Annotated in this window: 12 protein-coding genes; 9 read left to right on the top strand and 3 right to left on the bottom strand. The window is 61.6% G+C overall.

The genetic code is table 11. The features are described 5' to 3' along the window. Positions 1-14 precede the first annotated feature (14 nt). Entirely contained in the window at positions 15-2,153 is a 2,139-nt protein-coding gene (locus AX756_RS10245) for a RelA/SpoT family protein (RefSeq protein WP_068310730.1), read from the top strand. A gap of 13 nt (positions 2,154-2,166) precedes the next feature. Beyond that, the gene (locus AX756_RS10240) at positions 2,167-2,853 is read left to right on the top strand and encodes a DUF2062 domain-containing protein (protein ID WP_068310728.1); all 687 of its coding nucleotides are present in this window, start codon (positions 2,167-2,169) and stop codon (positions 2,851-2,853) included. Between the two features lie 144 nt (positions 2,854-2,997). Here the strand turns inward: AX756_RS10240 and AX756_RS10235 are convergent, their stop codons facing one another. Continuing rightward, a complete protein-coding gene (locus AX756_RS10235) occupies positions 2,998-5,346 on the bottom strand; it encodes a DNA topoisomerase IV subunit A (RefSeq protein WP_068310726.1) in 2,349 nt (782 codons plus the stop codon). A gap of 152 nt (positions 5,347-5,498) precedes the next feature. Between AX756_RS10235 and AX756_RS10230 the strand changes: the two genes are divergently transcribed. The 6 genes from AX756_RS10230 (at position 5,499) to AX756_RS10205 (ending at position 10,057) form a co-directional block, all read left to right on the top strand. Next, positions 5,499-6,209 (top strand): SH3 domain-containing protein, encoded by a 711-nt coding sequence (locus AX756_RS10230; protein WP_068310724.1) that lies wholly within the window; start codon positions 5,499-5,501, stop codon positions 6,207-6,209. 47 nt (positions 6,210-6,256) lie between these two features. Then, on the top strand, positions 6,257-7,117 hold the full coding sequence (locus tag AX756_RS10225; protein WP_231701023.1) for an SDR family oxidoreductase: 861 nt from the start codon (positions 6,257-6,259) through the stop codon (positions 7,115-7,117). A 67-nt stretch (positions 7,118-7,184) separates the two neighbouring features. After that, positions 7,185-7,388, top strand: coding sequence for a twin transmembrane helix small protein (locus AX756_RS10220; RefSeq protein WP_068310723.1), 204 nt, complete (start codon positions 7,185-7,187; stop codon positions 7,386-7,388). Positions 7,389-7,390: 2 nt separating this feature from the next. Then, positions 7,391-7,963 carry a cob(I)yrinic acid a,c-diamide adenosyltransferase gene (locus tag AX756_RS10215; protein ID WP_068310721.1) on the top strand — a complete coding sequence of 191 codons (573 nt, stop codon included), beginning with the start codon at positions 7,391-7,393 and terminating at the stop codon, positions 7,961-7,963. A 406-nt stretch (positions 7,964-8,369) separates the two neighbouring features. Beyond that, complete coding sequence (locus AX756_RS10210) at positions 8,370-9,131, top strand: electron transfer flavoprotein subunit beta/FixA family protein (RefSeq protein WP_068310719.1); 762 nt, start codon at positions 8,370-8,372, stop codon at positions 9,129-9,131. Then, positions 9,131-10,057, top strand: coding sequence for an FAD-binding protein (locus tag AX756_RS10205; RefSeq protein WP_068310717.1), 927 nt, complete (start codon positions 9,131-9,133; stop codon positions 10,055-10,057). The genes AX756_RS10210 and AX756_RS10205 overlap by 1 nt, the downstream gene beginning before the upstream one ends. Before the next feature lie 54 nt (positions 10,058-10,111). Here AX756_RS10205 and AX756_RS10200 read toward each other — a convergent pair whose 3' ends face one another. Next, the gene (locus AX756_RS10200; protein ID WP_068310715.1) at positions 10,112-10,945 is read right to left on the bottom strand and encodes a DUF6473 family protein; all 834 of its coding nucleotides are present in this window, start codon (positions 10,943-10,945) and stop codon (positions 10,112-10,114) included. Between the two features lie 176 nt (positions 10,946-11,121). On the opposite strand from AX756_RS10200, the gene AX756_RS10195 reads away from it, so the two are divergent. Next, entirely contained in the window at positions 11,122-11,997 is an 876-nt protein-coding gene (locus tag AX756_RS10195; protein ID WP_068310713.1) for a 3-hydroxybutyryl-CoA dehydrogenase, read from the top strand. A gap of 62 nt (positions 11,998-12,059) precedes the next feature. Here AX756_RS10195 and AX756_RS10190 read toward each other — a convergent pair whose 3' ends face one another. Next, positions 12,060-12,941: a lysophospholipid acyltransferase family protein gene (locus AX756_RS10190; RefSeq protein WP_068310711.1), complete on the bottom strand. Its 882-nt coding sequence runs from the start codon at positions 12,939-12,941 to the stop codon at positions 12,060-12,062. Between the last annotated feature and the right edge of the window lie 36 nt (positions 12,942-12,977).

Genomic DNA, 12,977 nt, shown 5'->3' with positions numbered 1-12,977 from the left:
GAGCTTGTCCGCGCATGATTGATGTCGAAGACCTTGTCGCGCTCGTTACTGCCTATAACCCGCGCAGCGACACTGCGAAGATCCGGGAGGCCTATGCCTTCGGGCATGAAATGCACGAAGGGCAGAACCGGCATTCGGGCGAACCCTATTTCACCCACCCCGTCGCTGTCGCCGCGCTTCTGACCGAGCAACGGCTCGATGATGCGACAATCATAACCGCGCTGCTGCACGACACTGTCGAGGACACCCGCGCCTCTTATGCCGATGTCGAACGGCGCTTTGGCCGCGATGTCGCCGAACTGGTCGATGGCGTCACCAAGCTGACCAACCTGCAATTGTCGAGCTCGGAGACCAAGCAGGCGGAGAACTTCCGCAAGCTTCTGATCGCCATGTCCAAGGATCTGCGGGTGATCCTGGTCAAGCTTGCCGATCGGCTGCACAACATGCGGACGATCAAGTACCAGCGGCAGGAAAAACAGATCCAGAAATCTCGCGAGACGATGGATATCTATGCCCCTCTGGCCGGTCGCATGGGTATGCAGTGGATGCGCGAGGAGTTGGAGGACCTGGCCTTCCGTGTCCTCAACCCCGAGGGGCGCTCCTCCATTATCCGTCGTTTCATCACGCTGCAGCGCGAGACCGGTGACGTGATCCACAAGATCACTCATGACATGCGGCTGGAACTCGACAAGGTCGGCATCGAGGCCGACGTGTTCGGCCGGGCCAAGAAACCCTATTCGATCTGGCGGAAGATGCAGGAGAAGGGGCTCGGCTTCTCGCGCCTGTCGGACATCTACGGTTTTCGCGTGATCACCGAGGACGTGCAGGACTGCTACCGTGTGCTTGGTGCGATTCACCAGCGCTGGAAAGCGGTGCCGGGGCGGTTCAAGGACTATATCAGCCAGCCGAAATCCAACGGCTACCGTTCGATCCACACCACGGTTTCGGGACGAGACGGCAAGCAGGTGGAAATCCAGATCCGCACCCGGCAGATGCACGAGGTCGCCGAATCCGGCGTTGCCGCGCATTGGTCCTATCGTGACGGTGTGCGGGCCGAGAACCCCTTCGCGGTCGACCCGGCCGAGTGGATCTCGACCCTCTCGGAGCGGTTCAGCGAAAGCGACAACATCGATTTCCTCGAGCATATGAAGCTCGAGATGTATTCCGACCAGGTCTTCTGCTTCACACCCAAGGGCGACGTGATCAAGCTGCCAAAGGGGGCGACCCCGCTCGATTATGCCTATGGCATTCACACGCGGATCGGCGACAAATGCGTCGGCGCCAAGATCGACGGTGTGCGCGTGCCGCTCTGGACCCGGCTCAAGAATGGCCAGTCAGTAGAGATCATAACGGCAGAAGGGCAGCGTCCGCAGGCGACCTGGCTCGACATCGTGGTGACCGGCCGGGCGAAATCCGCAATCCGCCGCTCCCTGCGCGAGGAAAACCGCGAGCGCTATATCAAGCTCGGCTCGGAGCTGGCACGGGTTGCTTTCGAGCATATCGGCAAGACCTCCACCCCCAAGGCGTTGCAGACGGCAGCCAAGCAGCTTGGCCTGCAGGATCACAAGGAGCTTCTAGCCCGGCTCGGATCGGCGGAACTCACCGCGCGCGACGTTGTCTCGACGCTCTATCCCGAACTGGCCGCCCGCGAAGGTGAGGAAGTCGAAAGGGAGCGCGCCGTTCTCGGCCTCGCGGCGGATCAGACGCCTACGCGCGGCAAGTGCTGCCAGCCGGTTCCCGGCGAGCGGATCGTTGGCATCACCTATCGCGGCCAGGGGGTCGTGGTGCATGCCATCGACTGTCCGACGCTGGTCGAACTGGAAGACCAGCCCGACCGCTGGATCGATCTGCATTGGCATTCGGGGTTGCACCCGGCCGTCTATACGGTGACGCTGGAAATGACGATCAGCAACGATGCCGGCGTGCTGGGTCGAATCTGCACATTGATCGGGGAGCAGAAGGCCAATATCTCGAACTTGGAATTCATGGACAGAAAGCCGGACTATTATCGCCTCGAAATCGACGTGGACCTGCGCGATGTCGAACATCTTCATATGGTCATGACGGCGTTGGAAGCGGATAACGATGTGGCGATGGTCCAACGTCTCCGGAATGCCGATCGCAAGACGCAGGGCCTTGCGGAAATCGAGTGAAAGGTCTTGAGGCGTGGTCTTCAAGCGACGTGACAAACGAAGCTGGCTGAGGATCGTGGGCGAAAGCCTCTGGCCACGAGGTGGCTGGGGGCGTGCTGCGATCTATGTCAAGCATCGCATCCGGCGCCTGCCCGACAAGCCACATCGAATCGCGCGCGGCATCTTTGCGGGGGTCTTCGTCTCCTTCACGCCCTTTTACGGCTTTCACTTCCTGACAGCCTATATCGTCGCGAAAACGGTTGGCGGGAACATTCTGGCCGCGATCCTGGCCACATTCTTTGGCAATCCCATCACGTTCCCCTTCATCGCCGCCATCGCGCTCAAGATGGGTTACTGGATCCTCGACCTGGAAATCGCACCACATGTGGCCGCGCGTCTTCACGAAGTGGGGCCGGAAGAAATGAGCGCCAGCCTCATGGAGAAGTTCTCAGGGGCCTTCGCTGATCTCTGGGCCAACTTCCTGACGATCTTCAACGGCGAAATGGCAAATTGGCATCGGCTCGGCGTTTTCTTCGAGGAGGTCTTCCTGCCGTTTCTCGTTGGGGGAATCATTCCGGGCATCATCGTGGGCCTCATCGCCTATCATATCACGCTGCCGCTGATCTCGGCCTATCAGAACCGCCGCCAGATGCAGCTTCAGCGCAAGATCAAGGAAATCAAGGCCGCCAGCCGACCGAAGATCTCCGAACCGGGGCGGTGATCTCCTACCGGTTCATGTGCTGCGAAAGGCGCTGAAGCGGGATTCGATGCTTCCCGAAATCGTTTGGAATGCAAAAACGATGCAGGATGTTTCCGGGTGTTCCGGAGGCGCTGCATGCCGCGACGGGGGCAGCGCCCCCATTGCTCAGGAAAACTTGTTGTCGCGCGGGAAGCCATAGGGCGGCTGGCGGCCGACGCTGGCGCGCTTGCCGATATAGGGCGAGAGATCCTTCTCATGGCGGGTCTGGCCGTTCGGCATGAGCCATTTCAGGCCGGATTCCGCGTTGAAGGTCGTGATATCCGACAAACCGCCATCCAGTTCCAACATGCCCTGCCGGCCGCGGGTCTGGTTGTATTTCTGGATCCGAACGCCCTTGCCGCGGGTCATTTCGGGCAATTCACCGATCGGGAAGATCAGGAATTTCCGGTTCTTCGAGATGACCGCTACGTGATCGCCATCGACCGGCTTGCAGATAAGCGCGCTTACCTCGCCTTTCACGTTCAACACCTGTTTGCCCGTGCGGGTCTGGGCGAGCACTTCGTCGGAGGGCACCACGAACCCGTCCCCCGCCGTCGACGCCACGAGCAGGCGCGTGCCTGCGCGGTGAATCATCAGGGAGACGATCTCCGCCTCGTTGGGCAGATCCACCATCAGCCGGACCGGTTCACCCATGCCGCGCCCACCGGGAAGCTGGGAGGCCGAAAGCGTGTAGAAGCGGCCATTGCTGCCAAAGACCAGCAGGCGATCTGTCGTTTCGGCGTGGAACAGGAATCGGCCCTCGTCGCCATCCTTGAATTTCAGCTCGGAATCCAGCGCGATATGGCCCTTCATGGCCCGGATCCAGCCCATCTTGGAGCAGACGACCGTGATCGGTTCGCGGTCGATCATTGCTTCGAGGGGAACCTCGGCCACTTCGACCGCCTGGGCGAATTGTGTGCGCCGCTCACCGCCGGGGACCTTCTTGCCGAACTTGGCGCGAACCTCCTTCAACTCCTCGCCAATGCGGGTCCATTGCAGGTCCTCGCTATCGAGCAGGTCCTGCAGGCCGGCGCGTTCTTCAAGGAGTGCTTCCTGCTCGGAAATGAGTTCCATCTCCTCCAGCTTGCGCAAGCTCCGCAGCCGCATGTTCAGGATCGCCTCGGCCTGTACATCGGAGAGCGATCCCTCGTCGCCCTCGGCCAGCGGGGCAGGGGGCACGTAATCGGCCTCCGACATCGCGCGCGGGAAGGTGCCGCCCCAGCGTTCGCGCATCAGCGCGTCCTTGGGCGAGGCGTCATAGCGGATGATGTCGATCACGCGGTCGAGATTGAGGAAGGCGATGATGAAGCCTTCGAGCACTTCGAGCCTGTGGTCGATCTTTTCCATCCGGTGCTGCGCGCGCCGGATCAGCACCTCGCGGCGGTGATCGAGGAAGGCGCGCAGCACCTCCTTGAGCGAACAGACCTTGGGCGTGCGCCCGTCGATCAGCACGTTCATGTTCATCGAGAAGCGGGTTTCGAGGTCCGAGCTGCGGAACAGCATGTTCATCAGCACATCCGCTTCCACGTTGCGCGAGCGCGGCTCCAGAACGATGCGGATATCCTCGGCGCTCTCGTCGCGTACATCGCCCAGGATCGGGACCTTCTTGGTCTGGATCAACTCGGCGATCTTTTCGATCAGCTTGGATTTCTGTACCTGGTAGGGGATCTCGGTGACCACGATCTGCCACTGGCCGCGGCCAATCTCCTCGATCTCCCAACGCGAGCGCAGCCGGAACGCGCCACGCCCGGTGCGATAGGCCTCGGCGATGTTCTCGGGCGGCTCGACGATCACGCCACCGGTCGGGAAATCCGGTCCGGGGATGTAATTGAGCAACGTCTCGTCGCGCGCGTCCGGCGTCTTGATCAGATGCAGACAGGCCTGGACCAACTCGTCGAGATTGTGCGGCGGGATGTTGGTAGCCATGCCGACCGCGATACCGCTCGATCCGTTGGCCAGCAGGTTCGGGAAGGAGGCCGGCAGCACTTCGGGCTCGGTGAGCGTGCCGTCATAGTTTTCGCGGAAATCGACCGAGTTTTCGGTCAGACCTTCCAGCAGCGCTTCGGAGGCGCCGGTCAGGCGGGCTTCGGTGTAGCGCGAGGCGGCCGGGTTGTCGCCGTCGATGTTTCCGAAATTGCCCTGACCGTCGACCAGTGGGTAGCGGATCACGAAATCCTGGGCGAGACGCGCCATCGCGTCATAGATCGCCGCGTCGCCATGAGGGTGATAGTTGCCCATCACGTCGCCGGAGATCTTGGCCGATTTCCGGTAGGCCCCGGACGATGTCAGCCGCAACTCCCGCATCGCATAGAGAATGCGCCGATGCACGGGCTTCAGCCCGTCGCGGGCATCGGGAAGGGCGCGGTGCATGATCGTGGAGAGCGCATAGGTCAGGTAGCGCTCGCCGATCGCCCGGCGCAATGGCTCGGCGATCTCGTTCGGGGTCATTTTGGGGTCGTTTGCGTCGTCGCTCATGGGGGCTGTGTATCCAAGCAGGCAGGGGCGAACAAGCGCGACGCTTCGTAGAAATTGTCTCTTGGCGCGCTATCTTCTGCAGCAATGTGCTATTATCTGGTTTCAGAGTTTTTTGTTGCTGATTCTCGTGTGTGTTTCCAGGGAGGTTTTTGATGCTCGGACGTTATATTGCAGGGACGTTGTTGGTCCTCGGGGTTGCAATGATGGTGGCGCCCGATGGCCCGGAAAGCAAACCCTCCGTGCCCGTTTCCAGGACCGAAACGTCGCCCGTGGCGCTCGCCACGGCGGAACCGGAAGCGATGGCTGCTGCCGTTCGCAACTCTTCCGACACCATGGCTGAACGTCCGGCCCCGATGCAGGCGCCAGTGAGCGATCCCGAGCCCACTTCCATGCAAGCCGGCGTGCACGCAGCCCTCGCCCAGGCGCTTGCCCTCGACGCCACCGAGACCGCCGCCGAAGAACCGCTGAGCCCTGCCGACGAACCTGCGCCGGTCGCCGATGCACCGCTTCCGGCAGAGGGCGAGACCGGAGCGGATACAGCGCTTCTTGCCGGCCTGACGCTGGATATGGATGCCTCGACCGCGCCCTTCCTGCGACTGCCAGACCAACCCGAAGCAACCGCGCAAACGGAGGCTTCGCTGGCCGAGGGCAATGCGCGGATGATGTATGTGACTGGTACCAAGGTGAATGTGCGCTCCGGCCCGTCGACGCAATACCGTGTCGTGGACACGGTGGCCTATGGCGATTCGGTCGAGCTGGTTGCCTATGAGGGCGATGGCTGGGCACGTATTCGCATCGGAAACAGCGACATGGTCGGCTTCATGTCGCGCAATTTCCTCGATAACGAATTGTCCGGCGGCTGATCCAAGACCGGTTGAACACCTTCGCCTGAAAAGGCAGGAGGGGGCAAATGATCAAAGGCCCCCTCATGACAGGCACTCCATCGCAGAAAACCATTCTCATGACCGGCTGTTCCTCCGGGATCGGCTATGACGCGGCGCATGGGCTGACGGCGCGCGGCTGGCGCGTCTTCGCCACCTGCCGCCGCGAGGAAGACGTCGAACGCCTCAAGGGCGAAGGGCTGGAAAGCCTTCGGCTCGATTACGCAGATGGCGACTCAATCTCGGCCTGCGTCGCGGACGTTCTGGAACGCACCGGCGGGCGGCTCGACGCGCTCTATAACAATGGCGCCTTCGCGTTGCCAGGTGCGCTTGAGGATTTGCCGACGGACGGGCTGCGGTCGCTCTTCGAGGCCAATTTCTTTGGCTGGCACGAACTCACGCGGCAGGTGATCCCGGTGATGCGCGCGCAGGGCCATGGGCGCATCGTGCAATGCTCCTCCGTGCTGGGACTGGTGCCGATGAAGTGGCGCGGTGCCTATGTCTCGTCGAAATTCGCGCTGGAGGGGCTGACGGACGTGCTGCGTCTGGAGATGGCCGATAGCGGCATCAAGGTGATCCTGATCGAACCCGGACCGGTGACCTCCAGGATCCGGATTAACTCTATTCCGCATTTCGAACGCTGGATCGACTGGCGTGCCTCGCCGCGGGCCGATCAATACGAGAAGAGCCTGCTCAAGCGTTTATACGAGGACCGCGGCCCGGACCGGTTCGAACTTCCGGCCGAGGCGGTGACCGCGAAACTCCTGCGCGCGTTGGAGGCCCGCAACCCCGCGCCACGCTATTACGTGACCACACCCACCTATATCATGGGTGCGCTGCGGCGGATCCTGCCGACGCGGGCGCTGGACGCGATCATCCAGAAAGGCTGAATCGGGCTTCGCAATCCGGCCCCGAGGGGCTATGTCGTGCCGAAGGTCCAAAGGGGGGAGAGGTCCGATGCTATCCGATCCGCTATTTATAATCGCCGCGGCAGCGGTGCTTGTCGTGCTCTTCATCCTGTTGACGGGCATCGGAGGTTTCGCCCGCGGCGGCGATTTCAACCGCAAACATGCCAATCGGATCATGCGCTATCGCATCGTCGCGCAGTTCGTGGCGATCCTGATAATTCTTCTCGTTGTCTGGCTTCGCCGGGGAGGTTGAAAATGGTTGTTCTGAACAAAATCTACACGCGCACCGGCGACGGCGGTGACACGGCGCTCGGCAATGGCGAGCGCGTGGCCAAGCATTCGGCGCGGGTCAATGCCTATGGCACGGTCGATGAGTGCAACGCGACCCTCGGCCTGGCGCGGCTCCACGCAGACGGCGAGACAGACGAGCGCCTCGCAGCGATCCAGAACGACCTGTTCGACCTCGGCGCCGATCTCTGCCGCCCCGACATGGAAAAGGATGCAACGGCGGAATACCCGCCGCTGCGCATGGTGCCGACCCAGGTCCAGCGGCTTGAGGCCGAGATCGACGCGATGAATGGCGACCTGACGCCGCTGCGCAGCTTCATCCTGCCCGGCGGTTCGCCCCTCGCGGCCCATCTGCATCTGTGCCGGACGGTGTCGCGTCGCGCCGAGCGTTTGGCGGTGGAGCTTTCCACCGTCGAGGCGGTCAACCCGGCGGCCATCAAATATCTCAACCGACTGTCGGACTGGTTCTTCGTGGCCGCGCGGGTGGCCAACCAGAACGGAACGGCGGACGTGCTCTGGGTGCCGGGCGCGAACCGTTAACTCTCGCGCTCCCGTCGAGAGGCCCTCAGGCGAGAGAAATAGAGCGGGTAGGCGATGGCCGAATCCTGAAAGATCGCGGCCAGGCCCAGCGACACCGCGGTGGTGTTCACGATGATACCGCAGCACAGCCCAACCGTGACCAGGAACCCTGCGCGTCAGCCGAAATGGGCAGATTTCGTGAGCACGAGGATATTGTCCGGCCCCGGTGCGGCAAGTCCGTTTCGATCTCAGTCGTGGAGGGCTAACGAAACAATATTACGTACCGCGACCATAGAACGCGGCGTCCGGAACCGCTTTGGCGTCGTTTTTATGCTGTTGCAGCATGAGACCCTCCGCTAAGCAATGATGCGATAGAACCGGAATGAAACCGTCGGCCGCTGCGGCCGACCAAAAAGGAGACACGTGAATGAAGGTCCTCGTACCCGTCAAGCGCGTGATCGACTATAACGTGAAGGTCCGCGTGAAGGCGGACGGCACGGGCGTCGATCTGGCCAACGTGAAGATGTCGATGAACCCCTTTGACGAAATTGCAGTCGAAGAGGCCATCCGCCTCAAGGAAGCCGGTAAGGCAACGGAGATCGTCGCGGTTTCCATCGGTGTGAAGCAATCCCAGGAAACCCTGCGTACGGCCCTCGCCATGGGCGCCGACCGCGCGATCCTGGTCGAGGCCACCGATGATGTGCATACCGATATCGAGCCGCTCGCCGTCGCCAAGATCCTCAAGGGCATCGTCGATGAAGAGCAGCCCGGCCTTGTTCTGTGCGGCAAGCAGGCGATCGACAACGACCTGAACGCCACCGGCCAGATGCTCGCCGCGCTTTTGGGCTGGGGGCAAGGCACCTTCGCGTCCGAAGTGGGCGTGGAAGGCGATAGCGTGAATGTCACCCGCGAAGTGGATGGCGGGTTGCAGACCATCAAGGTCAAGATGCCGGCGGTTCTGACGGTGGACCTGCGCCTCAACGAGCCGCGCTATGCGTCGCTGCCCAACATCATGAAGGCGAAGAAGAAGCCGCTCGATATCAAGACGCCCGCCGATTACGGCGTCGACACCACGCCGCGGCTCGAAGTCGTCAAGACATCTGAGCCCGGAACCCGAAAGGCCGGCGTGATCGTTGGCTCCGTGGACGAATTGATTGCGAAACTCAAAGACGAAGCGGGGGTCCTCTGATGGCTGTTCTTCTTCTCGCTGAAGTGCACGGCGCCGAGCTTGCGCTGGATGCGACCGCCAAGGCCGTGACCGCTGCCAAGGCCCTGGGTGACGTCACCGTCTTGTGCGCTTCCGCCGGTTGCGGCGGCGCCGCCGAAGCCGCAGCCAGGATCGATGACGTGGCCAAGGTGCTCTGTGCCGATGACGCGGCCTATGGAAATGGTCTCGCCGAGCCGATCGCCGCCCTGGTTGTGTCGCTCGCCGGGGACTATTCCCACATTGTCGCGCCCGCCACGGCCTCGGCCAAGAACATCCTGCCCCGTGTTGCCGCGCTGCTCGACGTCATGGTGATTTCCGACATCACAGCCGTGGTCGATGCCGACACGTTCGAGCGCCCGATCTATGCCGGCAACGCGATCCAGACCGTGAAATCCAGGGACGCGACCAAGGTCGTTTCCATCCGGACTGCGAATTTCGAAGTTGCTGGGGCCGGCGGCTCTGCCGCTGTTGAAGCGGCGGCGATTGCAGCCAACCCGGGACTGTCCGAATGGGTCGAGGACAAGGTTGCTGCTTCCGACCGTCCGGAACTGACCTCCGCCGGCGTGGTTGTCTCCGGTGGCCGCGGTGTCGGCTCCGAAGAGGACTTCAAGATGATCGAAGCGCTGGCCGACAAGCTCGGCGCCGCTGTCGGTGCCTCCCGTGCCGCTGTCGATTCGGGCTACGCCCCGAACGACTGGCAGGTCGGCCAGACCGGCAAGGTCGTCGCCCCAGAGCTCTACATTGCCGTCGGCATTTCCGGTGCCATTCAGCACCTCGCCGGCATGAAGGACTCCAAGGTCATCGTCGCCATCAACAAGGACGAAGAGGCGCCGATCTTCCAGGTTGCCGATTACGGCCTCGTCGCGGATCTGTTCGCGGCCGTCCCGGAGCTGACCGAAAAGCTCTGATCGCTCCGAGCGACACGGATTTGAAAAGGCCCGCCAATTGGCGGGCCTTTTCTTCTAGGCGAAATACGGTTCCAGAAGTCCGGTCAGTTTTCGCGTGGCGGCGTCATGCACCTCGATGCCCGGCATCTGCATGGCCACCGGCGCCTCCAGTTCCGAGAAAACCATGCCCTCGGTGCGCGTGCCGCGAATGCCGGGATCGTAGACGATCTCCACACAGTCTTCGACGTGGTTGTCGAGCGCTTCGATCATGCCCCTGTCGACATAGAGCGGATCATTGCCATAGCTTGCCAGAACGCCCTGTGCTTCCTCGGGGCGGTGATCGGCAATCCAGAGCAGTATTTTCGGCCCCTTGATCCTGCCCAGAAGGCTGCGCATCCGGGCAACCCAGGCGGCGCGCAACTCCTCGATCACGAGGTTGAACCGCTTTTCGCAGCGAATCTGCAATGCGCTCATCAGGTGCCGCGTGAAGGCGAACTCGGTGAAGTCCACCTCTCGGAACACGGTCTGCATCAATGTCGAAGGACCAACGAAACGGTCGTTTCGGCGCGGATGCACCGAGTAGAACCGGTTCGACAGGTTATGGGCGCCCATGACCTGAACAACGGTGACGCGCGACTCGGCCGCGATGGAGAGCAGCGTCTCGTCGTTGTTGTAGACATCGATTCCCCCGTTCACGCAGCCCAGGTTCACGCATTCTTGCCCGATCTCTTCGCCGACCAGGTCTGGAAAGGGTTCCTCTATGAAGCGCCCATATGTCTCTGTCGAGCCGAAGAAGGCGACATAGGGTTGATCCAGTTTCTTTTTCGGCCCCCGGAACAGGAGCTTCGAGTTGCCGTATCTGCACGGCAGATAGTCTAGGGCGCCATCGCCCGGATGTTCAAAAGCCATCCCACCACCTCAGTTTCATTCACCCGGGGAACAGGATGCAGGACGAGGATTGCGAATTTCCTAAACTGAAAGGTTGAGACGATTTATAGCAATGAAAGGAGTCGCAGGTTGCTGGATCATTTCGCACTCGCAGCATAGTCTCTGCGCAAACGCAGCATCCACGAAAGGGTGGCACAATGGATATAAAGACAGTTGGCATCGTCGGCTCTGGGCAGATGGGCAACGGGATTGCCCATGTCTTCGCGCTCTCCGGCTATGACGTGAAGCTGCACGATATCAGTCAGGAAGCGCTGGATCGTGGCATGGCGGTGATCCGCAAGAATTTGGATCGACAGGTTTCGCGGGAAAAGATCACCGACGAGGCGCGCAACGAGGCGCTCGCCCGCATCCATACCACGCTGACGCTGACCGATCTGGGTCAGTCCGACCTGATCATCGAGGCGGCCTCCGAGCGCGAGACGATCAAGCTGGCCATCTTCGAAGACCTTGTGCCGCATCTCAAGCCCCACACGATCCTGACCTCGAACACCTCCTCGATCTCGATCACGCGACTTGCCAGCCACACGGACCGTCCGGAACGTTTCATGGGGCTTCATTTCATGAACCCGGTGCCGGTGATGAAGCTGGTCGAGCTGATCCGCGGTATCGCCACGGATGACCCGACCTACCAGACGATGCTTGGCGTGGTCGAAAAGCTCGGCAAGACAGCGGCTTCGGCCGAGGATTTCCCCGCCTTTATCGTCAACCGTATCCTGCTGCCGATGATCAACGAGGCGGTCTATACGCTCTACGAAGGGGTCGGCAATGTGCGCTCCATCGACACGGCGCTGAAACTCGGTGCTGCGCACCCGATGGGGCCGCTTGAGTTGGCCGATTTCATCGGACTCGATACCTGCCTTGCAATCATGAACGTGCTCTATGACGGGCTGGCCGATACTAAGTACCGCCCCTGTCCGCTGCTGACGAAATATGTCGAGGCCGGCTGGCTTGGCCGCAAGACCGGCCGTGGCTTCTATGATTACCGGGGCGAGGAGCCTGTCCCGACGCGCTGATCGCGCGCAGGGTTCAAACCAAACAGAACGCCCGCATCAGCGGGCGTTTCCGTCTGGGCGCTTCAGATCTTCTTGAGCGAAAGGGTGCGTTCGCGTAGCATGGCGACGAACCCGCGCGGGTTTGAGGCCCATTCGGCGATCTCTTCACGCTCGACCGGCTGGCCCACCACCGGCGCCTGCGGTTTGTTGAGCGCGTGAACAACCTCGTAGAGCAACAGGCCCTGCCGCAAGGTGGCCGAGACCCGGTTCGCCATCTGGTACCAGCGCGAATTGTTGCCGGGGAAGTAGATCGGCAGCACGCGGGCCTGGCTGCGCTGGATCATCTTGGCCGTGAACGGGTTCCATTCGTGCTCTATGGCCGGACCGAACATCGTCTCCGAGGAGGCAACGACGCCCGAGGGAAAGAGCACGATACAGCCGCCATCCTTGAGATGGTCCATCGCTGTCTTCCTCATCTCCAGGTTCTGCTTCAAGGCATCCGCCTCGTGCGGGAAGGGAACCGGGATCATGAACCGGTCGATCTCGCCGACGCCGGTCAGAAGCGAGCGCGTTAGAATCTTGTAGTCCGTCCTGCGGCGTCCGATCAGTTCGGCCAGAACCATGCCGTCGATCAATCCATGCGGGTGGTTGGCAACGATCACCAACGGGCCCGATTCGGGGATATCGTCGATCTGGCTCTGCGGTGTTCGCAGCGCGATGCCCATGACATCGAGAGCCTGCGCCCAGAAGGCCTGCCCGTCCGGCACGCCCATGGCTTCGAATTTCCGGATCAGCCGCAGCAGCCGCATCTTTCCGGTGAGGGCTTCCATAAAATGGATGAAGCCCACCTGAAATGGGTTTTCGAAGGTATTCGCGTAGGAAAGTCGCCGCTTGTCATAGGGTTGGTCGGAAAGGTTCTCACCGCTGCCCTGACCGCGCAACGACGCAGACGGGCGCGTATGCATGAGCACCGGCCTATGCTGGGTCGATTCAACCAACTT

It is taken from the genome of Aliiruegeria sabulilitoris (genome assembly GCF_001558155.1).
Lineage (GTDB): Bacteria > Pseudomonadota > Alphaproteobacteria > Rhodobacterales > Rhodobacteraceae > Tropicimonas > Tropicimonas sabulilitoris.
This window is presented reverse-complemented; position numbering and strand designations above follow the sequence as displayed.

Bases quoted from the DNA above. Each gene is read 5' to 3' on its own strand.
- AX756_RS10190 (WP_068310711.1), bottom strand. From the start codon at position 12,941: ATGCATACGCGCCCGTCTGCGTCGTTGCGCGGTCAGGGCAGCGGTGAG.
- AX756_RS10230 (WP_068310724.1), top strand. From the start codon at position 5,499: ATGCTCGGACGTTATATTGCAGGGACGTTGTTGGTCCTCGGGGTTGCA.
- AX756_RS10195 (WP_068310713.1), top strand. From the start codon at position 11,122: ATGGATATAAAGACAGTTGGCATCGTCGGCTCTGGGCAGATGGGCAAC.
- AX756_RS10225 (WP_231701023.1), top strand. From the start codon at position 6,257: ATGATCAAAGGCCCCCTCATGACAGGCACTCCATCGCAGAAAACCATT.
- AX756_RS10235 (WP_068310726.1), bottom strand. From the start codon at position 5,346: ATGAGCGACGACGCAAACGACCCCAAAATGACCCCGAACGAGATCGCC.
- AX756_RS10210 (WP_068310719.1), top strand. From the start codon at position 8,370: ATGAAGGTCCTCGTACCCGTCAAGCGCGTGATCGACTATAACGTGAAG.
- AX756_RS10220 (WP_068310723.1), top strand. From the start codon at position 7,185: ATGCTATCCGATCCGCTATTTATAATCGCCGCGGCAGCGGTGCTTGTC.
- AX756_RS10245 (WP_068310730.1), top strand. From the start codon at position 15: ATGATTGATGTCGAAGACCTTGTCGCGCTCGTTACTGCCTATAACCCG.
- AX756_RS10200 (WP_068310715.1), bottom strand. From the start codon at position 10,945: ATGGCTTTTGAACATCCGGGCGATGGCGCCCTAGACTATCTGCCGTGC.
- AX756_RS10205 (WP_068310717.1), top strand. From the start codon at position 9,131: ATGGCTGTTCTTCTTCTCGCTGAAGTGCACGGCGCCGAGCTTGCGCTG.
- AX756_RS10215 (WP_068310721.1), top strand. From the start codon at position 7,391: ATGGTTGTTCTGAACAAAATCTACACGCGCACCGGCGACGGCGGTGAC.